Genomic DNA, 23,694 nt, shown 5'->3' with positions numbered 1-23,694 from the left:
AGATGTTCCATCTAGAAGTGAATCAACTGCACAAATCCTACGGCGACACCAGAGTGTTCGAGGGGATTGAATTCGGCATCCGCAAGGGGGAGCTGGTGACCCTGCTCGGCCCCTCCGGCTGCGGCAAGTCCACCCTGCTGCGGGCGCTGGCCGGGCTCACCCCGGTGGATGGCGGTCAGGTGCAGGTGGCCGGTGAGGAGATCACCTGGCAGGAACCCCAGAAGCGGGGCATCGGCATGGTGTTCCAGAGCTATGCCCTGTTCCCCAACATGACGGTGCGGGACAACGTCGCCTTCGGCCTCAAGATGAAGCCCCAGCCGGGGCGGGATCTGGCCGCCAGCGTGCAGGAGGCGCTGGCGCTGGTGGAGCTGACCGGCTTCGAGCGCCGCTATCCGGCCGAGCTCTCCGGTGGCCAGCGCCAGCGGGTCGCGCTGGCCCGGGCTTTGGTAGTGCAGCCGCGGATCCTGCTGCTGGACGAACCGCTCTCGGCGCTGGATGCCCGCATCCGCCGCAGCCTGCGCCAGCAGATCCGCGAGATCCAGCAGCGCCTCGAGCTCACCACCATCTTCGTCACCCACGATCAGGAGGAGGCGCTCACCATGTCGGACCGGATCTTCCTGATGAACAAGGGATCCATCGTCCAGAGCGGCACGCCGGAGGAGATCTACACCCGCCCCGCCGACGCCTTCGTGGCAGGCTTTATCGGCAACTACAACCTGCTCGATGGCGAGCAGGCCAAGGCCCTGTTCGGCCAGCACTGCCGTGGCAAGCTGGCGCTGCGACCTGAATCCCTCTCCCTGCTGCCGGCCGGCGCCCGCAGCGACGAGCCGCACCTGCCGGGGGTTATCAGCGGGCAGCAGCTGCTCGGCAACGTGATCCGCTATCAGGTGAGCTGCGCGGCGGGCCTGCTGACGGTGGACTGCCTCAACCGCTCGGCCCGGGATCTGCTGCCGGTGGGCAGCGCCGTGACCCTGGCGGTGGCCCGGGATCAACTCTGTGAGGTAGCATGACGCCCCATTACATTTCCATTTTCACTGCGAGGAGCACCCATGGCACTGGCACTGTTTGATCTGGACGAGACCCTGATCGCGGGGGATTCCGCCAGCCTCTGGCTGGAGTACATGGTGACCGAGGAGCTGGCCCCGGCCGGCATGATCGCCGAGGAGCAGGCCATGATGTCCCTCTACCATCAGGGCAAGATGGACATGCACCAGTACATGGCCTTCACCCTGCAGCCGCTGGCAGGCAAGTCACGCCAGTGGCTCGACCCGCTCTGTGCCCGCTTTGCCGAGCAGGTGCTGCGCGAGCGCATCTACCCTGAGGGGGTGGAGCGCATCGAATGGCACCGCAAGCGGGGCGACGAGCTGGTGCTCATCTCCGCCTCCGGCGAGCACCTGGTGGCCCCCATGGCGCAGATGCTGGGGATGGATCACTGCGTGGCCATCCTGCTGGATGAAGAGGTCGGCATGCTGACCGGCCAGACCCGCGGCACCCTCAGTTTTCGCGAGGGCAAGGTAGCCCGCATCAACCAGCTGTTTGCCGCAAGCGCCGACCCCTGGCGGGAGAGCCACGGCTACAGCGACTCCCACAACGACCTGCCGCTGCTGCAGGCGGTGACCCACCCCCACGCGGTCAACCCCGCTCCGGGGCTGCGCCAGATCGCCACCGAGCAGGCCTGGCCCACCCTCGACTGGCAGTTGGCCTCCTGAATGAAGAAGAGGCCCTCAGGCCTCTTCGTTGCTCAGCAGTGCATCGTCGGCAGGGGGTGTATCCTCCTGCCCCTTCGCCTCTGCTCGGCCCAGATGGATGCAGTTCTTGCCGTCGCGTTTGGCGCGATACACCTCGGCATCGACCGCCGCCAGCAGCGCCTTGCCATCCATCCCCACCCGGCTGGCCACCAGCCCGCCACTCAAGGTGATCCTGAGCCCCGGCTCGCGCCAGTCCAGTGACTCCACCCCCTTGCGGAACTGCTCCAGCAGCATCTGGCAGAAGTGGATGTCCGGGTTGACCAGCAACACCACCAGTTCCTCGCCACCGTAACGGCAGACCCAGCCGTGATCCCCCAGCAGGGCCCGGCCGAGCTGGCTCACCCGCTTGAGCACCACATCCCCGGTCTGATGACCGAAGGTATCGTTGACCCGCTTGAAGTCGTCCAGATCCACCATGGCCAGGCAGAACGGCTGCTGATCCTGCAGCAGTCGGTTGAAACGTTCGTCGAAGAAGCGGCGATTGTAGAGGCCGGTCAGCTTGTCCAGGTTGGCCTGCTGGCGCGCCTCGTGATAATCCTTGCTCACCTCGGCCAGCTCGGCATAAACGTGCCTGAGCTCGCGCATGCCCCCCTGGGGCACCCCGTCAGGCTCCATCCGGCTGGCCCGGATCATGCTCGAGATCTCGTCGAGCATGCGGCGAAAATAGCGGGACCAGATCAGCGCCAGCATCAGGTAGAGCACACAGGCCAGCGCCACCATCAGCAGCACGTTGAGGGAGACCCTGTCCACCACCGCCATCACGCTGGCCGCCGGCTGCACGCTGATCAGTACCCAGTTGCGCTCCTGCAGCCTGCTGTAGGCCACGAACTGGCGGGAGTCCTTGTCCAGGAAGATGCCGTCCTCCTGGGTGAAGCGAGCGAGCCATTCTGGATGGGTCATGGGCTTGAGCAGCTGGGCCGCGTCAGGATGAGCCAGCACCTTGCCGGACTGGTTGACGATCATCTGGTAGCCCTCACCCAGCTGACGATTCAGCTGAGCGGAGAAGGGAGCCAGAATGGCATCGACCGCAAGGACCCCGCGCACCTTGCCCTCCCTGTCGGTCAGGGCCCGCGCCAGAGCGATCACCAGGTTGCCGTTGGTGTAGTCGTAATAGGGCTCGGTCCAGACCATCTTGCCCACGTGCTGGCTGGCCAGCTGATACCAGGGGCGTACTCTGGGATCGAAGTTGGCATCCGCCTGCCAATCGGGGTAGATCAGCATCTGGCGCTCGGCGGTGCCGACATAGATGTAAACCAGATCGGCCATGATCCCCTTGTAGAGCTGCCACTCCTTCAGATAGGTCTCGGTGTTGAGCAGACGAGGGCCGCTGATGTCCTCAACCTTGACCCTGTCGTAGATGAGGGTGAACTGGCGCTCCATCTCGTGCAGATAGGGCTCGATGAAGACGTGACGAAGCTGGTGGTTGGTGGCGAGCAGGCGTTGCTGCAGCTCGCTTTGCAGACTCCGCTCCATGTGCAGGTAGTAGATACCACCCAGCATCAGCACCGGAATGAACAGCAAAAGCAGGCCCAGACGCATCCTTGTTACCAGGGACCAGGTTTTTTTGGCGACCGCTCGTTTAACCAATCCTGACTCCTGCTATTGCCAGACCACGCGTAGTGTCAGAATATCAGCAGCGCGAGATGGCGTCCAAAAGGAAGCTGTTTATCTGCTCAATTAGAGGTAATCGACACGGATGCTGAACCCGGACCTGTTGATGGCGCTGCACTACTGCGCCGTGATCACCCTGACCGGGGCGATCACCTCCGAATATTTCCTGTTCCGCCGCGGCATGTCCATCGAGCAGGTGCGCAAGCTGCTGCTGGCCGACGGTCTGGCGGCGCTGGCCCTGCTGCTCATCTTCATCACCGGGGTGCTGCAGGTGCTCGCCCACCCCGACGAACCGGCCGTGCTGCTCGCCAATCCGGGCTACCGCACCAAGCTGCTGCTGTTCTTCGTGATGGCCATCAGCTTTGGCTACCCCAGCCGCCTCTTCTATCGCTGGCGCCGCTCCCTGCGCCAGGGACGCGCCCCCATGGTCTCCATTCAGCAGCAGTTCTGGGTGATCTGGATCCTGCGCGGCAACCTCTTGCTGCTCGCCCTCATTCCCCTGCTGGCCAGGATCGCCAACGGCTAACTCCCCTGGCCTGCGGCAGTGCAGCGGGATAACCGCTCACGCCGCCAACCTCACAGCGCAAGACAAATCCCCCCGCTCACGGTTATCTTGGAGGCTGAAGCTTTGCGGCACGGCCCTGCCCGTCCGTCTTTCAGGGATGAATCTATGCGTTCGAACATGATGTTATTGATGGCCGCCGCCATCTGGGGGCTGGGCTTCGTCGCCCAGCGGCTCGGGATGGACCACATGGGCCCTTACACCTTCAACGGCCTGCGCTTTCTGCTGGGGGCCCTCTCCCTGCTGCCGCTCTTGTGGTGGCTCAAATCCCGCCAGCCGGGCGGGCAGGCCGGAGATCGCCGCCTGCTGCTGACCGGCGGCCTCATCGCCGGTACCGTGCTGTTCAGCGCCGCATCGCTACAACAGGTGGGGCTGCTCTACACCACGGCCGCCAAGGCAGGCTTCATCACCGGCCTCTACATCATACTGGTGCCCGTCATCGGCCTGGCCCTGCGCCACAAGACGGGCGCCAACACCTGGGTCGGCGCCCTCATCGCCATGGCGGGGCTCTACTACCTCAGCGTCACCGAGGATTTCACCATCGGCTACGGCGACCTGCTGCAGGTGGTGGGGGCCCTGTTCTGGGCCGTACACCTGCTGGTACTGGATCACTACTCGAGCCGGGTCGCCCCCATTCGCCTCGCCGGGGTGCAGTTCGTGGTGTGCGGCCTGCTCAGCCTGGCCACCGCCTTCCTCATCGAGACCCCCTCGGTGGCCGGTGCCGTGGCCGGCTGGCAGGCACTGCTCTACGCCGGTCTGGTGTCGGTGGGGGTGGGTTACACCTTGCAGGTGGTGGGCCAGCGTGGCGCCCACCCGGCCCATGCCGCCATCATCCTCAGCCTGGAGACGGTGTTCGCCGCCATCGGCGGCGTCCTGCTGCTGGGGGAAACCCTGGACGAGCGCGCCTTCGTCGGCTGCGCCCTGATGCTGGCGGGCATGTTGATCTCCCAGATCCGCCTGCGCTGGTGGTGGAAATCCCGGCGGGACAAGGTGCCCAGCCAGCCCTGATGAAGTAACGGTCAGCCTTCATCCCAAATAAAACGAGGCGCCACAGGCGCCTCGTTTTATTGCCGCACGTCTAGCGCACGCTGGAGCAGAAGCTCACGTCGTCGCGCAGGGGATCGTTGCTCACGCTGTGGTAGAACTCGAAGCAGGGACCGCTGCCGAACTCCAGCCCGGCCGCCACTATGTCGCCCACATGCTCCTGCCAGCGCGGCCCGTACTGGCTGCGATCGGTGATGAGGTAGCGGGACTGGGCATAACGGCCGGCCGGAATAAGCTGGGTCTCCACCTCCCCTTCGCCCCGGGTCTGGGGCGGCACAGTGATGCCGATATCGGTGCGGCACTGGGCCGGCGGCGTCACCTCAGGGTTGTCGTGGTAGATGAAGATCCACTCCCCGCCCTCCAGCCCGCGGGCGGCGGCCCACTGGTGCAGGCGGCCGCAGACGGCGTCATAGCCCTCGCCATAGGGACCGGTGACCCGCACATAGGCCAGGGTACGGGCATCCATCTCGACGGTTTTCATGGTGTTGCTCCTTGCTGATGAGTGGCCTTCAGCATAAGGGGACAGACCATCCCATGCGTGTCCATCCTTGCTCTCCAGGTGTCCATTCTTGCCCTTGTCGCGGCGAAAGGCCCCCGGGGTACAGCCATAGTAGCGACGAAACGCCTTGGCGAACGCCTGGGAGCTGCCGAGCCCCGCCCCCAGCGCGATGGCGGTGACGCTGGCATCTGTGTAGCAGAGCTGCCAGGCGGCACGCTGCATGCGCAGGCGCCGGCACATCTCGCCCGGAGCTTCCCCCGCCACGGCGGTGAACACACGGTGAAAATGGTAGAGGGAGAGACAGGCCCGCTCCGCCAGCGCCTCGATGGTGAGATCCGGATCCTGCTCCAGCGCCCGCAGCACCGGGATGAGCCGGCGGCGGTAGTCGATCATGGCCGGATCCTCGCCATGTAGAGGGCATCCACATACTCACCCTGGCGAAAGGCAAAACCACGGGCCAGCCCCTCCTCGACGAAACCGAACTTGCGATAGAGCGCCAGCGCCCCCTGATTGTCGGTGTAGACGGTGAGCTCGATGCGGCGCAGGTTGAGCCAGTTGTCGGCCATCTCCAGCGCGGCCCCCAACAGGGCGGAGCCCACTCCCTTGCCCGCCCTGTCATCCCGCACCCCCATGCCGATACAGGCCACGTGTTTGCGCCTCGGGTTGGGCTCGATATGGAGTGAAATATTCCCCACCAGCAGACCGTCGACCTCAGCCACCAGCGCCACCACGCTGCCGCTCTCCAGTCGCTTCTGCCAGACCCCCAGGGTCGGATAGGGCAGTTGCAGGGTGCCCGCCTGGGCATTGGGCATGGCATAGAGATCCCGCAAGGCGGGGGCATCGGCCGGTTCGGCGTGACGAATGGTGATCTGCATCTGAGGCTCCTTCTCGAAAACTTCATCATGCAGTATCAGAAGGGTCCGGTCATCCCCCTGCCACGGTTATTTGCGCAGACGATCCGGCAACTATCGTCATGGGTCAGCGCCGCGAGCCGGACCAGGTGAACGGCCCCGTCCGCTGGCTGCACCGGGCGGCAGACACACAAAACAGGGGCCCAAGGGCCCCCGCATCATCACGGCGCATGATGAATAAAAAACGGAGCCAGAGGCTCCGTGTTTCACTGCAGTATCAATCTCGAACGGAACGCGCTTCGCGCTCTGCACGTTCCCGTACCAACAGGCGTTTGTACCACCAGCTGTTGCGACGACGTTGAGTGTTGGAAGAGCGACGAGCCATTTCTGAAGTCCCAGTCAAGAGAGGAAAAGAGCCGCATTATGCGATAGAGGTCACGTCCATGTCTTTAGCTGGATCAAGAAAAGCCTCACTGGTCCACGGTGATGGTGCCGCTCTGCGTCGCCTTGCCAGCCGCATCCGACGCCCTTTGTGGCTCGCGCCAGACCAGAGGCCCGTTGCTCTCCTGTTCGTTTTGCGCAGCGCACTCCAGCCAGTCATCACCCTGCCGGATCCGGGCCCCTGCCGAATACTTCTGATCCTGATACCAGCAGACCCGCTCCGGCAGCGATCCCAGCGGCAACACCAGCTCGCTGCCCACTTCCGTCCGCTTCGGTTCTGCCGCCACGCCGATACCGGTCGCACCGCCCAGCAGCGCCAGCAGCAGCCAGCCGCCTGCCCTCTTGCCTAAATTCATGATGTCACTCCTCGCTTGATGAAGAATGGAAGCGACCGGCAGCCGCACAAACTTGATTAATAAGCGGTGCCCTCTCTGGCATTCCCAAGCCAATATGGTAGCCTGCCAGCGCCTGCCCGCCCGTCTCAGAACCGGGCCAGGAAAACCCGTTGAATTTGTCGGCCCCAGACAAATATAACCTTATTAATCAAATCGTTATTTGGATATTATCCCAATGCGTATCATGCCGTTGCTCCAGGCGGCCTGCCTGAGCCTGATGTTGTCCGCCTGCGTTGCCCCCCTGCTGATGATGAGCCCCACCAGCCAGCTGATGTGGGCCCTGCTCAAACCCCTGGTCGGCTTCGATCCCAACCAGGCCAACCTGTTTGAACAGCCCCTGATCAAGGACCGGATGACCGCCATCCTCGGCCCCAACTACGACAGCACCATGCAGTTGCTCAAGACCGCCAACGAGCTGCAGCAGGAGGGGCCACTGTTCTACGTGGTCTCCCGCTATGCCCCCATGCCCGAGGTGGCCAAACAGGCAGGCATGGTCTGGAACTCGCAAACCAACCAGATGTCCGTGATGCTGCTCAAGGGCGACGGCACGCCCCAGGTCTTTGGCGAAAACCTGGCGGCCAGCACTCCGAGCTGGCCCAGCGAGATGCAGAACTGGCAGGCGCAGGGCAATCCGGCAGCCAGTGCGCTCTCCGGTGCCACCAACAGCCTGAGTGGCACGGCCACCGGCAGCTCGCTCTTCGGCAGCGTGCTGGGTTCCCTGCAGCAGGGCGCCAGCAAGACCATGGCTGACACCACCCAGCAGGTCGTGAACGGCGCCGCTACCTCGGCCCAGCAACAAGCCGGCAAGGCAGCCAGCAGTGCCACTGCTACCGTACAACAGCAGGCTGCCAAGACCGTGACCGAACCCGCCAAGCAGGCAGTCAGCAGCGCCGCTGCCACCGCGCAGCAGCAGGCCACCAAGACAGTGACCGAGCCCGCCAAGCAGGCAGTCAGCAGCTCCGCTGCCACCGTGCAGCCGCAGGCCGCCAAGACAGTGACCGAGCCCGCCAAGCAGGCAGTCAGCAGCGCCACGACCACCGTGCAACAGCAGGCTGCCAAGACAGTCACCGAACCTGCCAAGCAGGCAGTCAGCAGCGCCACGACCACCGTACAGCAACAGGCCGCCAAAACCGTGACCGAACCCGCCAAGCAGGCAGTCAGCAGTGCCGCTTCCACCGTGCAGCAGCAGGCCGCCAAGACCGTGACCGAACCGGCCAAGCAGGCGGTCAGCAGCGCGGATGCCACCACCGCCGGCAAGGCGGTCGCCGATGCGGCCGCCAAGGCCGAAGCCGCGCGCGCCGCCGCCGAAGCCGAGATGGAAGCACTGCTCAAGTAACCCCTCCCCAGGCCATCGCAAGATGGCCTGGCTGTTTTCCCCTCCCGCACTCCCCTTCCGCCCGCTCCCTGGCAGCGGAAATCATGAACTTCTCGGTATAACTCCCTAAACTGGATGAAGACGACTTTTCGCAAGGAGTGCTGCCATGTCGCGTCTGCTCGGTCTGTTTGTCTGCTGCTGTCTGGGGGCCGCCCTGCCCGCCTCGGCGTTCACCTATTACTCCGAGCAGAACATGCCGTTCAACGGCCAGGATGAGAAGGGCAACAGCACCGGCCTGGCGGTGGAGCTGTTGAGGCTGATGTGGCAGGAGATGGGGGAGCCGGAGCAGCCCATCCACTTCATGCCCTGGGCCAAGGCCTGGTACCTGCTGACCCAGCAGCCGGATGCCGTGCTGTTCACCACGGCCCACACCCGGGCGCGGGATCCCCACTTCCTCTGGGTCTGCCCCATCAGCCACTCGCGGGTGTCGCTGGTGGGCCGCAAGCGGGATGCCCCCAAGGTGACCGGCAAGGCCGATCTGACCAGGCTGCAGATCGGGGTGATGCAGGCGGACGTGGGGGAGCAGCTGCTGCTCAACCGGGGCATCAGCCCCGCCAACCTGATGTCGGTGGAGCGCATGGATCAGGTGGTGCGCCAGCTCATCATGGCCCGCACCGATCTGGTGGCCGGCAACGAGGTGATGCTGTTTCATCAGGCCAGGCAGCTCGGTTTTTCGTCCGATACCTTCGTCACCGTCGCCACCCTGGCGGATCAGGACAACTGCTTCGCCTTCAACCCGGCGGCGGACAAACAGCAGGTCGCCCGTCTGCAGCAGGCGCTCGACAAGGTCAGACAGGGGGAGGCCTTCAAGCAGCTCATCGCCCGCTACCAGGATGTGGTGCAGCCACCGCCGGCCGATCACCTGCCGCGAATAGAGTAAGTACCAGATGCAAGCAGGCCACCCGAAGGTGGCCTGTTTCATGGTGTGAGCCGCTCACTGGAAGTGATGGTCGTGCTCGGACTTCTTGCTCTGGGCGCCCTCGCTGTGCTCGATGGCGGTGCGGATGAGGTCGACCCCGGCCCGGATGATCAAGACCCCCATGTTGACCAGCTTGACGCAGACCCACATGAAGGTGATGAGCAGGATCAGCTTGAGCACGGTCTGGAACGCCTCCAGGAAGTTCTGCTCCAGCTGGCCGGTCAGGCCGCTGGCACTGGTCATCAGCCAGGTGTACACCTCGCGCACGAAGGGGATGCGGCTCGGCATCTCCAGCACGTCCAGCGCGGCAGGCAGGGCCTGGAAGATGACGATGCTGCCGAACAGGATCAGGATGACACCGATGGCGATGCCCAGAAAAAAACCAAACTGTTTCATGGAAGGTCCCAAGGTTTGCTGCATGGAAATAACATAGCTGCCAATACTAGGGACTGCCTTACCCCACGGCAATCCTTGCGCGCCGGGTCGCCCGCTTGCCACGCCGGCCCGGCCCCGGCGCCCGGCCACAAACCATTGCCCAACTATCTGATTTCTGTGACGCTTGTGTCCATCACCCCCTATCGGTCAGGCCTTCATGTTGCGCCACTGTTTTTTGCTGCTCTGCCTCCTGCTGTCGTCACCGCCCCTCCTTGCCGCCCCGACGGCGGCCGTCTGCGTGGTCAAGCACCAGCAGCAGTTGTTGCTGGTGCAGGACAGGGTCTCCTCCCGCTACAGCCTGACCGGTGGCTACATAGATGAAGGAGAGACGCCGCAACAGGCGGCGCTGCGGGAGCTGTATGAAGAGACCGGTCTGCGGGGCAGGGTCGTCGCCGAGCTGGGGCCATGGCAGCGCGCCCTGTTGTTTGCCTGTGAAACTCTGGAGCCCATCCGCGCACAGACCGGCTCTGGCTTCGTCTCCCTGCTGCAGGCCCCCAATCTGGGCGGCGAGATCCTCAACGCCAGGCTGATCGCGCCGGCCCGGTTGCCGGATGATCAACGCCGTTTCCCGGCCCAGCTCGACTGGCTGGCCCCCCAACTGGCCACCATGCCCGACAGCCCTGTGCTGTGGCTGCCCGATTTTCGTGGTGAAGGCAATGCACTGCACCAAATGGAAGTCCCGCTGATCCACCAGCTGCAGACCTGGCTCGGTGCCCAGGTGCGCTGGCTCGAGGTCAGCAACCTGTTCGGTTCAGCCGCCTTTCAGCTTGCCCTGCTACCCTTGCTGCTGCCCTGGCTGGGCTGGCCCCGGGTGCGCCAACTGCTGCTGGCCATGCTGACCCTCACCCTGCTGGTGCAAGTGGCCAAGGAGGGGATTGGCTGGCCCAGACCCCTCCACCTCGACCCCGCCCTGGCACAGGGCAGCGCCCAGGGCTTCGGCATGCCGAGCGGCCACGCCGCCTCTGCGCTGCTGTTCTGGGGCGTATTGCTGAGACCCTGCTGGCCCGCCAACCCCTGGCGCAGCGCCGCCCTGGCCTTGCTGCTGGCCACCCTGACCGGGCTGGCCCGGGTCTGGCTCGGGGTTCACTTCCTGTCGGATGTGGCGGCCGGCCTGCTGCTTGGCGCCCTGCTGCTGGCCCTGCATCCTCGCCTCGCCAACCTGGCGGCCAAGTCGTGGAGCTGGGCCGGGCTGACCCTCGCCTGCACGCTGGCCGCCGGGTGGAGCCAATCCTCGGCACTGGCGGGCCTGGCCACCTTCAGCCTGGGGCTGACCCTCGGCATGCTGTTGCCGCTGCCGCGCACGGTGCAGGCCGGCTGGCGCCTCCCCTTGCTGGCCCTGCTCGGTGGCCTGCCGCTGGGGGCATTGTGGTGGGCGCTGCCGCTCTGGCTGACCAGCTCCTGGCTCATTCTGCTCGGCCAGTGGCTGCTTTATTGTTGCCTGGGGCTCTGGTTGAGCGCCGGTCTCTGGTGGATACTCTCTCTCGTGAATAATGACCCGCTACCCAAGGGCCCAGGCCCTGACAAGGGATTGCTATGAATATGAAAAAAGTGGATTTAGCCAAGATAACCCTGGGAGTGCTATTTATCAGCCTCCTCATCGTCTCCTGCTTCATGGTGCTGCGCCCCTTCCTGCCCGCGCTGGTGTGGGCCACCATGATCACCATCGCCACCTGGCCGCTGATGTTGATGGTGCAGCGCCTGCTGTGGGGCAAGCGCGCCCTGGCGGCCCTCTTCATGACCCTGGTGCTGCTGCTGATGTTCGTCATCCCGCTCTTCATGGCGCTGGCCAACGTGGCGGAGAAGGCCCCCATGCTGATCGAGCTGGGCACCACCATCAGCCACTCCCCGCCCCCCGAGCTGCTCTGGCTGCAGCAGGTGCCACTGGTGGGCGGCAAGCTTTACGACTTCTGGCAGCAGATCCTGGCGAGCGGTGGTCAGGTGCTGTTCGCCAAGCTGGCCCCCTACTTCGGCCAGACTGCCCGCTGGCTCGCCTCCCAGGCGGGCAATCTGGGGCTGCTATTCGTCCACTTCCTGCTGACTGTCGGCATCTGCGGCCTGCTCTACCACTCGGGTGAAGTGGTGGCGACCGGCATTCGCCGCTTCGCCCACCGGCTGGCCGGCGAGCGCGGCGACAACGCCACCGTGCTCGCTTCACAGGCGATCCGCGCCGTGGCCATGGGGGTCGTGGTGACCGCCCTGGTGCAATCCTCGGTGGCCGGTATCGGTCTGCTGATTGCCGGCATCCCCTACACCATGATCCTGGTGGTGGTGATGTTCCTGCTGATCGTCGCCCAGATCGGCCCCTTCCCGGTGCTGCTGGCCTGCGTCGGCTACCTCTACTGGAGCGGCGACACCACCTGGGGCACCTTCCTGCTGGTCTGGTCGCTGCTGGCGGGCACCATGGACAACTTCCTGCGCCCCTTCCTGATCAAGCGCGGTGCAGACCTGCCGCTCATCCTCATTCTGGTGGGGGTTATCGGCGGCTTGCTGGCGATGGGGATCATCGGCCTCTTTATCGGCCCCGTGGTGCTGGCGGTGGGCTACACCCTGCTGGATGCCTGGATCAAGGAGGGTGACCACCCTACCGGTGACAAAGTAGACGCCCCACCTCATGACAAGGCACTGTCATAAGGTCAAACGCCGCCAGAGAGGGCGGCGTTGTTGTTTTAAAGACAAGAGCCAAAGAGCAAGGCCTTGTGCCGGCACAGAACCAAAGTTCGAACGTTTTCCGCCAAATCCGAACCAAGGTTCGAGCCAACCCCTTTCTCCCCCTGTTCCCTCTCGCTGCCGCCCACCACAATGGCGCCACCATTCAGGAGGAACAACAGATGAACAAACTGAGAGCAACCCGCGCCCTGATCAGCGGCGGCGCAAGCGGCATTGGGCTGGCCATCGCCGAGGCGCTGGCTCGGGAAGGGGTGGAGCTGGTGCTGGCCTCCCGCCGCCACGCCCTGCTGGAGCAAGAGGCTGCCCGCATCTCGACGCAATATGGGGTAAGAGTCCTGCCTCTGGTGCTGGATGTCTGCGATGCTCCCCAGGTTCGAGCCCAGCATGCCCGGGCCAGCGCACTGCTCGGCCCCATCGATCTGCTGGTCAACAACAGCGGGGTCGGCAGCGATTATCTGGTGCAGGATCTGCCGGAATCGGAGTGGGACAGAGTGATGGACACCTGCGCCAAGGGCAGCTTCCTGCTGACCCAGGTTTGCCTGCCGGACATGCTGTCTCGACGCCACGGCACCATCATCAACATCGCCTCCCAGGCCGCCAAAAACGGCTATGCGAGGGCCAGCGTCTACTGCGCCGCCAAATTTGCCGTCTTGGGGTTTGCCAAGGCGCTGCGGGAAGAAGTCCAGCATCAGGGCATTCGGGTTCACACCCTCTGTCCCGGCCTGGTCCAGGTGCCACCACCGGCCTGTGCTGATGAGCGCAAACCCGGTTGGTTGCAGGTCGGGGATCTGGCCGAGGCCGTGCTCTACACCCTGCGTCAACCCGCCCATGTGCAGTTGGACGAGATCGGCATGACAGGGATCTGAGGACTGCTGAGAGGAAAACAGGGGCGCCGAAGCGCCCCGTCAGCTCATGGCAAGGGAGTATCAGGCTGGCTGGTGCAGGGTGATGCAGTGAATGCCGCCGCCACCGGCGGCGACCGGGTCAATGTTGATCTGCACGATTTCGCGGCCGGGGTAGAGGCGGGTCAGCAGCTCGTGGCAGTAGCTATCGGCGGCCTTGTCGCCAAACTCGGGGGCGATGACGGCGCCATTGATCGGCAGATAGTTGATATAGCCGGCGGCAAAATCGCGGCTGCGGCTAAAGCGGTTGTCCCGCCCGTCCAGCGGTGGTGGCAGCACATGCAGCTCCAGCTTGTTGCCGTCCGCATCGGTGGCCTGCTTGAGGATGGCCAGGTGCCGGCGGGTCACCTCGTAGTCGTGGGAGTGCGGGTCGTTGTCCAGATTGACCACCACCACCCCGGGGCGCACGAAGCGGGCGTAGAAGTCGACGTGAGCATCTGTGATGTCCTTGCCCTTGATGCCGGGCAGCCAGATGATTTTGCGCAGCCCCAGATTGGCCTTCAGCTCCGCCTCCAGTTGCGCCTTGCTCACCCCCGGATTGCGGTTGTTGTTGAGCCAGCAGCTCTCGGTCAGGATGGCGGTGCCGTTGCCATCCACCTCGATGCCGCCCCCCTCACCGGTCAGCTTACTCCGCAGATAACGGGCGCTGGCCTGCTGGCTGACCAGCTCGGCCACCCCCGCATCCTGCTCGTGCTCCTGCTTGTCACCCCAGCCGTTGAAGTTGAAATCCACCAGCCCCAGCGCCCCTTCGCCGTTCTGGACGAAGACGCCGCCGGTATCGCGCAGCCAGATGTCGTCCAGCTCGGCGACGACAAAGCGGGTGTTCTGCTCGCCGCAGAGCTGGCGGGCCAGCGCCTGTTCGGTTGCGCGGCAGAGCACGTTTACCTGGGTATAGGGCACCATGGCCTGCACCAGCCGGCCTATGGTCGCCTGCACCTCTTGGTAATCACGACCCCAGATATCCGCGCTGGCGGCAAAGGCGACCCAGACCCGGGTCTGGGGGGCGGCCTCATCGGGCATATGGAACGGCTCGCCGCTGGTGGCGGTATCTTCACCTGCGTTGTTGCTGGCTGCACTGACCTTGCCCGGCAGGTTGCCGAGCCCGGCCAGCGCGCCAATGGCGGCCAGCTGTTTCAAGACGTTGCGTCGGGATGACATGAAAAACTCCTTGGATGATTGCGCTCTTGACCGTCGATGAGTGGCCGAAAATGACAAGCGCTGTTAATCAAATTGCGTTGAGTAGTAGACTATCTGTCGCATGGGTGGCGAACAAACGATCAATTTTCCGTAAAAGTGATAAGTGGAGCTAATCAATGGTGTTCAAACAGTGGCCCCCGCTCAACGTGCTGCGGGGCTTTGAGGCGGCGGCCAGGCTCGGCAGTTTTCATCAGGCGGCGCAGGAGCTGCACCTGACCCAGTCAGCCATCAGCCAGCAGATCCGCTCGCTGGAAGAGCTGCTGGGCCAGCCGCTGTTTCACCGGCAGGGGCGCTCGGTCACCCTCACCGATGCGGGGCAGGATCTGCTGGAAACCACCCAGAGCGTGCTGTTGCAGCTGGCGATGGGGATCCAGCGGCTGGAGCAGTACCGCAAACCCAACCAGCTGGTGCTCAACACCAGCACAGCCATCGCCCGCCACTGGCTGCTGCCGCGGCTGGGGGCGTTTCATCGCGCCCATCCCGAGGTCGATCTCTGGCTGTTCACCAGCGACGAAGAGCCCGACATGGCCGAGCAGACCATCGATCTTGCCTTGCGCTGGGATCTGGCCCCCCAGGCCGAGTGCCGCCACCAGCTGCTGCTGGCAGACCGCCTGCTGCCGGTGGCCGCCCCCGCCGTGCTGGCGTTGCCGGCGGCAGAGCGCACCACATTGCACGGGGAGCGGGAGCTGGACTGGCATCACTGGATCCTCAAGGGCGGAGAAGATCTGCATCTGCAGACCCGGGGCCTCAACTTCTCCGATCCCGGCCTCTTGCTGGACGCCGCCTGTCAGGGGCTCGGCATCGCCCTGGTGAGCGAGCGGCTCTCCCATCCCGCCCGTCAGCAGGGGCAGCTGTTGCCGCTCTCCACCCACAGGGTCAAGGGGCCACAGTGGCATCTGCTGGTACATCAGGAGAGCGAGACCATGCCGGAGTGCCGCGCCTTCTGTCGCTGGCTTGAGTTGCAGTTTGCCGACTCCGCTCCCGCCGAGAATGGTTTGCCATCCCTCTGAGGCAGGTCACTGAATCGGGCCGGCAAGGGTGGTTAAATGGGCGTTCGTCTCTTTGCCGGATCTTGTCGTGACCATCCTGTCCGCCTCCATGCCGCCAGCCCGGGCCTGGCCTGACTATCTGCAAGCCTCCTGGCTGCGCTGCGCCCACCAGACCAGCGCCACCCTCTGGCATCCGCCCCACAGCGCCAAGGGGCAGACCTTGCAGAGCCTGCGCCAGCGCAAGCGCGACCTGCTCACCACCGGCGAGATGGCACTCGAGGATCTCTACGAATTCATGGAGGGGCGCCCCTGCGCCCTGCTGCTCACCGACGAGAGCGGCTGCCTGCTGGCCCAGACCGGCCACCCCGACACCCTGCGTGAGCTGGCGACGCTGGGGTTTGGCCCCGGCGCCTTCTTCAGCGAGGGGCGCATCGGCACCAATGCCATCAATCTGGCGGCGCTGGAGGGAGTGCCGCTCTGCGTCAGCGGCCCCCAGCACTTCAACCAGACCCTGCACCCCTGGCACTGCTGCGCCAGCCCGGTCTACAACAGCAACGGCCGTCAGGTCGCCATCATGGCGCTGACCTGCAAGGTGGAGGAGGCGAGCGCCGGCGATCTGGCGCTCACCGTCAGCGCCGGGCGCGAGCTGGCCCACCTGCTGCAGATGGAGACCCTGATGCAGGAGTCCCAGCACCACCTGAGCGAGCTCTACGCCCTGCTGGATGGCATGGATGACGGCGTACTGGCCTGGGATCCGCAGGGCCGGCTGCGCTACCTCAACGCGCTGGCGGCCAATCGGCTGCGGCTCGATCCGGCGCTCTGCCTCGGCCAACCGCTGGAGCAGCACCTGCTGCTGCCCCAGCGGTTGCAGCTCGCCATCAAGGGGCAGACCACCCTGAGCCACGTGGAGGTAACGCTGGAGCGGGTGGGCAGGCAAGAGGCGGAGTTCATCAGTGCGCTGGTGAGCCTCAAGCCGCTGCCCGGGCCGGACGGGGTCAGTTTTATCGCCCTGCTGCACCCGGTCGATCGGCTGCGGGCCATTCATCAGCTGCGCCAGACGGTGCCCGAGCTGTCGGCGCTGGTGGGCGAATCGAGCGCCATGCGCAAGCTGCTGCGTTACGCCCGGCAGGCGGCCCAAAGCCCGGGCCCCATCCTGCTGCGCGGCGAGGAGGAGGTGGGCAAGGCCCAGCTGGCGGAGGCGATCCACTTCGGCAGCGAACGGGCCGCCGGGCCGCTCATCACCCTCAACTGTCAGGCCCTGCCGAGCGAGCGGATGGCGCTGGAGCTGATGGGCTCCGATGAGGCCGGACAGGAGCGGGCCGGCAAGTTCGAGCTGGCCCACGGCGGCACGCTGGTGCTGGAGCAGGTGGAGTGCCTCTCTGCCCCCATGCAGGCGGCGCTGCTGCAACTGCTCAAGACCGGTCGCCTTCAGCGCTTCGACTCGGCCCGTATCCTGCCGCTCAAGGTGCGGATCATCGCCACCAGTAGCGCCCCGCTGGAGCAGAAGGTGCAGGAGGGGCACTTCGGCCGCCAGCTGCTCTATGCCCTGCAGGCGTGCGAGCTGTGGCTGCCAGGCCTGCGCGAGCGCGCCGCCGATCTGCCCGGCCTCATCAGCCAGCAGCTGGCTGCGCAGGGGCGCGAGCCGGTGCGCCAGTTCAGCCCGGCGGCCCTCGACTGCCTGCTCGCCTACCCCTGGCCCGGCAATCTCGGGGAGCTGCGCAGCGCCATCGAGCATGCACTGCTTCATGCCGGTCAGGGGCCGATCCCGCCGGAGGCGCTGCCCGCGGCCATTCGCCACGGCTATCAGCGGGTGGCGGACGAGGTGGTGGGGCAGCCGCTGCTCACCCTGGCCGAGCTGGAGCGCCAGGCCATTTTGCGCTGCGCCCACGCCTGCAAGGGGCAGGTGAGCCAGATGGCCCAGCATCTTGGCATCAGCCGCACCACCCTCTGGCGGCGGCTCAAGCTGCTCGAGATCGATCCTGCCGACTATCACGGCTGACGCCGGCCCGAGCCACTACATATCGGTTCGCTGAACATGAAAAAGGCCCCGCAGATGCGGGGCCTTTTCTATGGCAAGCTGGCTGGTCATTACAACCCCAGCTGGTGGGCGGTGACGATGGCCGCCAGCACATCCTCGGCGGTGACCTTGAACGGCATGTTGTGGATGGTCTCCCCTTCCGCGGTAGAGGCCTTGGCCACCTCCATCAGGCGCGCCATGTCCAGCTCCTTGACCCCCATCATATGCAGGTTGGTGGGCAGGCCGATGGAGCGGCAGAAACCCAACACGGTTTCGATCTCCGCCATGGGCGCGTTCTCCAGCACCAGCTGCACCAGGGTACCGAATGCCACCTTCTCACCGTGGTAGAGGTGGTGACACTCGGCCAGCTGGGTCAGGCCGTTGTGAACGGCGTGGGCGGCGGCCAGACCGCTGCTCTCGAAGCCGATACCGCTCAGATAGGTGTTGGCCTCGATGATGTTCTCCACCGCCTTGGTGCAGAGCCCCTGCTCCACCGCCAGCTTGGCCTTGTAGCCATCGGCCAGCAGGGTCTGGTAGCAGAGCTCGGCGATGGCCTGCGCCGCCAGCGTGGAGGCGCCACCGGCCATGGTCTGGCAGCCGGAGACCTTGTTGGCGCGCGCCTCGAAGTAGGTGGAGAGCGCATCCCCCATGCCGGAGACCAAGAGCCGCACCGGAGCGCGGGAGACCACGCCGGTATCCATGATGACCATGTTGGGGTTGGTCGGGATCATCAGGTATTCGCTGAACTGTCCTTCCGGGGTGTAGATGACCGCCAGCGCGCTGGTGGGGGCATCGGTGGAGGCGATGGTGGGTACTATGACCACCGGCACCTTCTGGTAGAAGGCGACCGACTTGGCGGTATCCAGCGTTTTGCCGCCGCCGATGCCGATGATGACGTCAAACGGGGTCTGCTTGCAGCGGGCCAGCAGACGGTCGATCTCGGGGCGGGAGCACTCGCCGTTGAAGCAGTCGAACTCCGGCTTGATACCGGCGCCGTGGAAACTGGTGGCCACGGTATCGCCAACCAGCTTGGTGACGAAGGCGTCGGCCAGAATGAGTGGCTTGCTGCCGAGCGCTTTGACGTAGTTGCCGATATTGGCGAGGGCCCCGTTGCCTTGCACGTATTTGCTGGGGCTGATGATGATGCGGTCCATATTTTATCCCTCTCTCTTTATTTCGTAAGACTTCTTTTGAAACTAAAGGAGGCGAAGGGGCGGCAGTGCCGGGGAGTCCTTCGTCTTGAATGGGGCTGCACCGGCTCAGCAAGCGAGTGCAGCGCCTTGAAACAGTGGCGTCAGTCGCCGAAGCGCTCCGCAGCCAGCTGCTGGAAGCAGGCCAAGGCGGCCTCGGCATCCTCCCCGCGTGCCAGCAGGGTGAGCGTGTCCCCCTGGCGCACATCGAGCATGGTGAGTCGGGTCAGGCTGCGGGGATTGGCCTCTTTGTCCCCCTTCTGCAGCTTGAGTTCGGCGGCAAAGGGCTTGAGGGCGGCCACCAGGCGGGCGGCGGGGCGCACGTGCAGGCCGTGGGGATTGTCCACCACTACTTCGCAGCGCAGCCAGCCGTCGTCAGGGGCTGGAGCGGCTTCAACGGCCTGCGGCTCCGCCTTGCCCGGCAGCATCGCCTGTTTCGGGCCAAGGGCCCCCAGCGCCTCGGCGGCGACCTCATCCAGCGTCAGGCCGGAACCGGCCGCCACCACGGCGGCCAGGGTGCCCTCGACCAGCGGGGCCGGGCAGAGCCGTACCCGGGCGCCCAGCTCGGGGGGCAGTAGTTCGAGGGCGGTCTCGGCGCTCAGGAGAGCGCTGCCCAAGTCCATCAGCACCAGCACGCCGCTGCCGTCATCAGCTTCTTCAATCGCACTCATCACGGCGATGGCGTCGGTGCCGATGGGGTGGTCGGGGTCATCGACTCCGGCCGCCAGCAGCAGTTTTGCCGGGCTGCCCAGCTGGTCGGCCAGCGCTTTCAAGCCGGCCGCAAGCTGGGCGCTGTGAGAGACCACTACGATTCCGATCATGTTTACAACCTCGCTCTGTCGCGCAGGGCGGTCAGCAGCAGCAGGGTCGAGGTGGCCCCGGCATCCTGATGGCCGATGCTGCGCTCGCCAAGATAGCTGGCGCGCCCCTTGCGGGCCTGCATCTGGATGGTGGCCTCGGTGCCGGCGGCAGCGGCCGCCACCGCCTTGTCCAGCGCCTCGGGCAGCGGCAAGCCTTGCTGCTCCGCCTGCTGCAGGGCGGCCAGGGCCGGCCACCAGGCGTCGCACATAGTTTTGTCACCCGGCTCGGCGCGGCCGCGGGAGACGATCCCCTCCACCCCGTCGCTCAGCATCTTGCCAAGCTGGCCGAGGGTCAGGCTCTGGCAGGCGTCGCTGCTCGCCGCGGCCCGGATGAAGAAGGTGCCGTAGAGCGGGCCGCTGGCGCCGCCGACCGAGGAGAGCAGGGTCATGCCGGTAGTTTTCAGCACCTGGCCGATGTCTTTGTCTGCCACCGCCGGCAGCTTCTCTGCCACCTTGGCGAAACCGCGCTGCATGTTGAGGCCGTGGTCGCCGTCGCCGATGTCGGTATCCAGCGCCGTGAGGTAGTCACGCTGCTCGGTGAAGATGTGCTCGCAGTCGAGCAGCCAGTTGACGATTTGATGCTTGCTTAACATGAATATTCCTCAGCAGCCGCGACGCAGGGCGGGGGTGTGAACGGGGGCATCCCACAGGGTCATCAGCTCGTCATCCACCTTGAGCAAGGTGATGGAGATGCCGGTCATGTCGAGGGAGGTGCAGTAGGGGCCGATCAGGTTGCGCACCAGATGGATGCCCGCCTCTTCGCACAGGGTAGCGAGGCGGCCATAGACGCCGTAGAGCTCGGAGATGGGGGTGCCGCCGAGGCTGTTGACCAGCGCGATGACCCGGTCGCCCTTGTTGAACGGCTCGATGAAGGTGTGCTCCTCCTGCCAGCTGCCGGAGGCTCTGTCCCAGTGGCGCAGGGTGCGGCCATAGGGGGTGTTGTCGACCAGCTCCTTGAACATGTCGTCCACCAGGGCATTGAGGTCGTTGAAGGGGCGACGTTCGATGCCCGGCTCGCCGTGGATGCCGACGCCGAACTCCACCTCGTTGTCCGCCAGGGTGAAAGAGGGCTTGCCGGCAGCGGGAACTGTGCAGGCATGCATGGCTACCCCTATGGTGCGGCTCTGGTTGTTGACGCGACGGGCCAGCGCCTCGCAGCGCGCCAGATCGTAGCCCGCCTCGGCGGCGGCACCGACCAGTTTCTCGCACAGCACGGTCGTGGCAACGCCACGGCGACCGGCGGTATAGAGGCTGTCTTTCACCGCCACATCGTCATCGATGAGGGCGAAGCCCACCTTGACCCCGTCACCGTGCAGCAGCTCGACCGCAGTCTCGAAGTTGAGCACGTCGCCGGTGTAGTTCTTCACCAGAAACAGCACGCCAACACCGCCGTCGACCGCCTGACCGCACTCATACATCTGATCCGGAGTCGGCGAGGTGAAAATCTCGCCGGGGCAGGCACCATCCAGCATCCCCTTGCCCACCAGGCCACCGTGCATCGGCTCGTGGCCGCTGCCACCGCCGGAAACCAGCGCCACCTTGCCCATCACGGGAGCATCGGCACGGGTGATGAAGTGGGGCTCGATACGCACCTTGAGCTCGGGGTGGGCGGCGGCCATCCCCATCAGTTGTTCACGGACCACGGCATCGACGGCATTGATCAGTTTCTTCATGGCTCACTCCTTGGCTTGCCACCGCTCGGGTGGGCAAATGGTTGATGGAGCCAGTCTAACGGCAGAAAAGAGGATAAAAATGACGGGCGGTTTGGTTCGGATTTGAAACAGCAGAAGAGAGGTTGGCGTTTCAATCTGAAACAGCGCAGAGCAAATAAGAGGAAAACTGTTAGCCGTCTCACAGCCAACAAAAAGGGCCCCGCAGGGGCCCTTCGCTACAACAGCAATAAGCTGACGGGTTAGATGGCCCAACCACCGGCATAGAAAACGACCAGCGCCACGGCGATGATGACGGTGCCGATGTTGAGCTTCTTCCACTCGGCGGCAAACAGGCGGCCGATCACCAGCGCCACGAAGCCCAGCATGATGCCGGTGACTATGTTGCAGGTGAGCACGATGAAGACGGCGCACAGCATGCCGGAGAGCGCATCGACCGAGTCGTTGAAGTCCAGCTTGGTGACATTGCCCAGCATCAGCAGACCGACGTACATCAGCGCCGGTGCGGTGGCATATGCCGGTACCAGATAGCTCAGCGGCGAGAGGAAGATCATCAGCAGGAACAGCACGCCGACCAGGGTGGCGGTCAGACCCGTCTTGCCGCCGGCGGCAGTGCCTGCGGCGGACTCGATGTAGACGGCAGCCGGTGCGCCACCGACGGCGCCTGCCACCATGCTGCTGACGGAGTCGGCAGTCAATGCCTTGCCGCCACTGATGATATGGCCACGCTCGTTGATGAGGCCCGCCTGGCCAGCTACGGCACGGATGGTGCCGGTGGCATCAAACACCGCGGTCATCACCAGCGCCAACACAGTAGGGATAACCACCGGATTGAGGGCACCCAGCAGATCCATGCTGCCTACCAGAGAGCCCTTCTCGCCCGTCAGGCTCGGCATGGCGAAGAAGCCCTGCCAGGTCACTTTCGGGTCGAAGATGAGGCCGAGGATGGAGATGGCGATGATCACCATCAGGATGCCGCCCGGCACCTTGCGACGCTCCAGACCAAAGATGGCGGCCAGACCCAGCACCGTCATGATGACCGGGAAAGCGGTCACTTCACCCAGTTGTACCGGCAGACCGGCTCCTTCGTTCTTGATCACCATGCCGACACCGTTGGTGGCGATCAGCAGCAGGAACAGGCCGATACCGATGCCGGTGCCGTGGGCGATGCCGGAGGGGAGGTTGTCCAGGATCCACTGGCGCACACCGGTGACACTGATCAGGGTGAACAGCACACCCATCAGGAAGATGGCGCCCAGCGCCACCGGAATGCTCAGCCCCTGCCCCAGCACCAGGCTGAAGGCGGTAAAGGCGGTGAGGGAGATGGCGCAACCGATGGCCATCGGCAGCTTGGCCCACAGCCCCATCAGCAGGGAGCCGAAAGCGGCGATCAAACAGGTCGCCACAAACACCGGCCCCTGCTCAAAGCCAGCAGCACCCAACATGTTCGGCACCACTATGATGCTGTAGACCATAGCCAGGAAGGTGGTCAGCCCTGCGACCAGCTCCTGACGCACGCTGCTGCCGCGCGCAGAAATGGAAAAATAAGAGTCCAGAAAGCCGCCATTCCCTGATTGGGCGGCCATATCTTGCTTTGCCATAACTAATCCTGAAAGTGTGAAGGAAATCGTTTGCGTGAATGGCGCGCAAAATAGCAAGAATTTATCCGGATTGCAGCGATTTCCCTGATTTTTTCATCAAAATCACAGGGAACGTTCTCGTTCGGGCACAGATATGACGGGTTCAGGCAGCCCCTCTTCCCCTGCGAGCGTAAACGACCCACCTATACTGCAGGTAACCCTTCACGCCGCCAGACGGGAGATACCCATGCACACCCGCAATCTGCTGAACGATATCCCCTCGCCACTCCCCACCGAACTCTTTCAGGATCTGGTCAGCACCAATCACCTGAGGATCGAGCGCATTCTCTCCCACGGCCATCAGACGGCCCCCGGTGAATGGTACGATCAGGACGAACATGAGTGGATCCTGGTGGTGCAGGGTGAAGCCAGCCTGCTGTTCATCGATCCGCAAACTCAGCAACAGCAGCTGGTCCAGCTGGGGCCGGGAGATCACATCAATATCCCTGCCCGCCAGAAGCACAGGGTCGAGTGGACCCATCCCGACATGACCACCGTCTGGCTCTGCGTGTTTTACTGAGTCGCGTGAGGAAAAAGAGGCAATTCGGGGGAAATAAGGACGGTGTCGGAAACGAAAAAAAGCCCAGTCTTTCGACTGGGCTTCTTAAGTAGTGGCGGAGCGGACGGGACTCGAACCCGCGACCCCCGGCGTGACAGGCCGGTATTCTAACCGACTGAACTA

The 23,694-nt window shown here is 64.6% G+C and carries 23 protein-coding genes; 12 read left to right on the top strand and 11 right to left on the bottom strand.

The window, feature by feature from the left end; all coding sequences use genetic code 11:
• Positions 1–2 precede the first annotated feature (2 nt).
• The gene (locus ACB031_RS21580) at positions 3–1,010 is read left to right on the top strand and encodes an ABC transporter ATP-binding protein (RefSeq protein ID WP_371140217.1); all 1,008 of its coding nucleotides are present in this window, start codon (positions 3–5) and stop codon (positions 1,008–1,010) included.
• Positions 1,011–1,049: 39 nt separating this feature from the next.
• Complete coding sequence (locus tag ACB031_RS21575) at positions 1,050–1,709, top strand: HAD family phosphatase (RefSeq protein ID WP_206221141.1); 660 nt, start codon at positions 1,050–1,052, stop codon at positions 1,707–1,709.
• Positions 1,710–1,724: 15 nt separating this feature from the next.
• Here ACB031_RS21575 and ACB031_RS21570 read toward each other — a convergent pair whose 3' ends face one another.
• The gene (locus tag ACB031_RS21570) at positions 1,725–3,335 is read right to left on the bottom strand and encodes a diguanylate cyclase (protein ID WP_371140216.1); all 1,611 of its coding nucleotides are present in this window, start codon (positions 3,333–3,335) and stop codon (positions 1,725–1,727) included.
• A gap of 109 nt (positions 3,336–3,444) precedes the next feature.
• Here ACB031_RS21570 and ACB031_RS21565 point away from each other — a divergent pair, with 109 nt between their 5' ends.
• Positions 3,445–3,885, top strand: a complete 441-nt coding sequence (locus tag ACB031_RS21565) for a DUF2214 family protein (RefSeq protein WP_005306181.1) — start codon at positions 3,445–3,447, stop codon at positions 3,883–3,885.
• Between the two features lie 144 nt (positions 3,886–4,029).
• Positions 4,030–4,929 carry a DMT family transporter gene (locus ACB031_RS21560; protein WP_024941245.1) on the top strand — a complete coding sequence of 300 codons (900 nt, stop codon included), beginning with the start codon at positions 4,030–4,032 and terminating at the stop codon, positions 4,927–4,929.
• 70 nt (positions 4,930–4,999) lie between these two features.
• On the opposite strand, the gene ACB031_RS21555 is transcribed toward ACB031_RS21560, so the two are convergent.
• The 3 genes from ACB031_RS21555 to ACB031_RS21545 form a co-directional block, all read right to left on the bottom strand.
• Positions 5,000–5,857, bottom strand: a complete 858-nt coding sequence (locus tag ACB031_RS21555; RefSeq protein WP_214454623.1) for a GyrI-like domain-containing protein — start codon at positions 5,855–5,857, stop codon at positions 5,000–5,002.
• Complete coding sequence (locus ACB031_RS21550; RefSeq protein ID WP_371140215.1) at positions 5,854–6,339, bottom strand: GNAT family N-acetyltransferase; 486 nt, start codon at positions 6,337–6,339, stop codon at positions 5,854–5,856. The genes ACB031_RS21555 and ACB031_RS21550 overlap by 4 nt, the downstream gene beginning before the upstream one ends.
• A 446-nt stretch (positions 6,340–6,785) precedes the next feature.
• Positions 6,786–7,112 carry a YnjH family protein gene (locus ACB031_RS21545; RefSeq protein ID WP_371140214.1) on the bottom strand — a complete coding sequence of 109 codons (327 nt, stop codon included), beginning with the start codon at positions 7,110–7,112 and terminating at the stop codon, positions 6,786–6,788.
• Positions 7,113–7,326: 214 nt separating this feature from the next.
• Between ACB031_RS21545 and ACB031_RS21540 the strand changes: the two genes are divergently transcribed.
• Together ACB031_RS21540 and ACB031_RS21535 are read left to right on the top strand one after the other, a co-directional pair.
• Entirely contained in the window at positions 7,327–8,487 is a 1,161-nt protein-coding gene (locus tag ACB031_RS21540) for a hypothetical protein (RefSeq protein ID WP_371140213.1), read from the top strand.
• A gap of 145 nt (positions 8,488–8,632) precedes the next feature.
• Positions 8,633–9,406, top strand: coding sequence for an ABC transporter substrate-binding protein (locus ACB031_RS21535; protein ID WP_017787909.1), 774 nt, complete (start codon positions 8,633–8,635; stop codon positions 9,404–9,406).
• Positions 9,407–9,460: 54 nt separating this feature from the next.
• Here ACB031_RS21535 and ACB031_RS21530 read toward each other — a convergent pair whose 3' ends face one another.
• Positions 9,461–9,841 carry a hypothetical protein gene (locus ACB031_RS21530; protein ID WP_021469736.1) on the bottom strand — a complete coding sequence of 127 codons (381 nt, stop codon included), beginning with the start codon at positions 9,839–9,841 and terminating at the stop codon, positions 9,461–9,463.
• Between the two features lie 196 nt (positions 9,842–10,037).
• Here ACB031_RS21530 and ACB031_RS21525 point away from each other — a divergent pair, with 196 nt between their 5' ends.
• The 3 genes from ACB031_RS21525 (at position 10,038) to ACB031_RS21515 (ending at position 13,413) form a co-directional block, all read left to right on the top strand.
• A complete protein-coding gene (locus tag ACB031_RS21525; protein WP_244365438.1) occupies positions 10,038–11,417 on the top strand; it encodes a phosphatase PAP2 family protein in 1,380 nt (459 codons plus the stop codon).
• Entirely contained in the window at positions 11,414–12,511 is a 1,098-nt protein-coding gene (gene ydiK / locus ACB031_RS21520; protein ID WP_042050169.1) for an AI-2E family transporter YdiK, read from the top strand. The genes ACB031_RS21525 and ydiK overlap by 4 nt, the downstream gene beginning before the upstream one ends.
• Before the next feature lie 197 nt (positions 12,512–12,708).
• Complete coding sequence (locus ACB031_RS21515; protein WP_324044225.1) at positions 12,709–13,413, top strand: SDR family oxidoreductase; 705 nt, start codon at positions 12,709–12,711, stop codon at positions 13,411–13,413.
• Positions 13,414–13,473: 60 nt separating this feature from the next.
• On the opposite strand, the gene ACB031_RS21510 is transcribed toward ACB031_RS21515, so the two are convergent.
• Complete coding sequence (locus ACB031_RS21510) at positions 13,474–14,607, bottom strand: agmatine/peptidylarginine deiminase (protein WP_371140212.1); 1,134 nt, start codon at positions 14,605–14,607, stop codon at positions 13,474–13,476.
• A 155-nt stretch (positions 14,608–14,762) separates the two neighbouring features.
• Between ACB031_RS21510 and ACB031_RS21505 the strand changes: the two genes are divergently transcribed.
• Together ACB031_RS21505 and dhaR are read left to right on the top strand one after the other, a co-directional pair.
• Positions 14,763–15,656, top strand: coding sequence for a LysR family transcriptional regulator (locus ACB031_RS21505; RefSeq protein WP_371140211.1), 894 nt, complete (start codon positions 14,763–14,765; stop codon positions 15,654–15,656).
• Positions 15,657–15,723: 67 nt separating this feature from the next.
• A complete protein-coding gene (gene dhaR / locus ACB031_RS21500) occupies positions 15,724–17,634 on the top strand; it encodes a dihydroxyacetone kinase operon transcriptional regulator DhaR (RefSeq protein ID WP_371140210.1) in 1,911 nt (636 codons plus the stop codon).
• A gap of 89 nt (positions 17,635–17,723) precedes the next feature.
• On the opposite strand, the gene ACB031_RS21495 is transcribed toward dhaR, so the two are convergent.
• From ACB031_RS21495 to ACB031_RS21475, 5 genes are all read right to left on the bottom strand, one after another.
• The gene (locus ACB031_RS21495) at positions 17,724–18,806 is read right to left on the bottom strand and encodes a glycerol dehydrogenase (RefSeq protein WP_371140209.1); all 1,083 of its coding nucleotides are present in this window, start codon (positions 18,804–18,806) and stop codon (positions 17,724–17,726) included.
• Between the two features lie 140 nt (positions 18,807–18,946).
• Entirely contained in the window at positions 18,947–19,663 is a 717-nt protein-coding gene (dhaM, locus tag ACB031_RS21490; RefSeq protein ID WP_371140208.1) for a dihydroxyacetone kinase phosphoryl donor subunit DhaM, read from the bottom strand.
• Positions 19,664–19,665: 2 nt separating this feature from the next.
• Positions 19,666–20,295, bottom strand: a complete 630-nt coding sequence (gene dhaL, locus ACB031_RS21485; RefSeq protein ID WP_005306235.1) for a dihydroxyacetone kinase subunit DhaL — start codon at positions 20,293–20,295, stop codon at positions 19,666–19,668.
• Positions 20,296–20,304: 9 nt separating this feature from the next.
• On the bottom strand, positions 20,305–21,375 hold the full coding sequence (gene dhaK, locus ACB031_RS21480; protein ID WP_216988892.1) for a dihydroxyacetone kinase subunit DhaK: 1,071 nt from the start codon (positions 21,373–21,375) through the stop codon (positions 20,305–20,307).
• 239 nt (positions 21,376–21,614) lie between these two features.
• Positions 21,615–22,973: an NCS2 family permease gene (locus ACB031_RS21475; protein WP_010635854.1), complete on the bottom strand. Its 1,359-nt coding sequence runs from the start codon at positions 22,971–22,973 to the stop codon at positions 21,615–21,617.
• Positions 22,974–23,199: 226 nt separating this feature from the next.
• On the opposite strand from ACB031_RS21475, the gene ACB031_RS21470 reads away from it, so the two are divergent.
• Complete coding sequence (locus ACB031_RS21470; protein WP_005306245.1) at positions 23,200–23,532, top strand: cupin domain-containing protein; 333 nt, start codon at positions 23,200–23,202, stop codon at positions 23,530–23,532.
• Positions 23,533–23,694 lie beyond the last annotated feature (162 nt).

This window comes from Aeromonas sp. S8(2024) (genome assembly GCF_041403085.1).
GTDB classification, from domain to species: domain Bacteria; phylum Pseudomonadota; class Gammaproteobacteria; order Enterobacterales; family Aeromonadaceae; genus Aeromonas; species Aeromonas dhakensis.
This window is presented reverse-complemented; position numbering and strand designations above follow the sequence as displayed.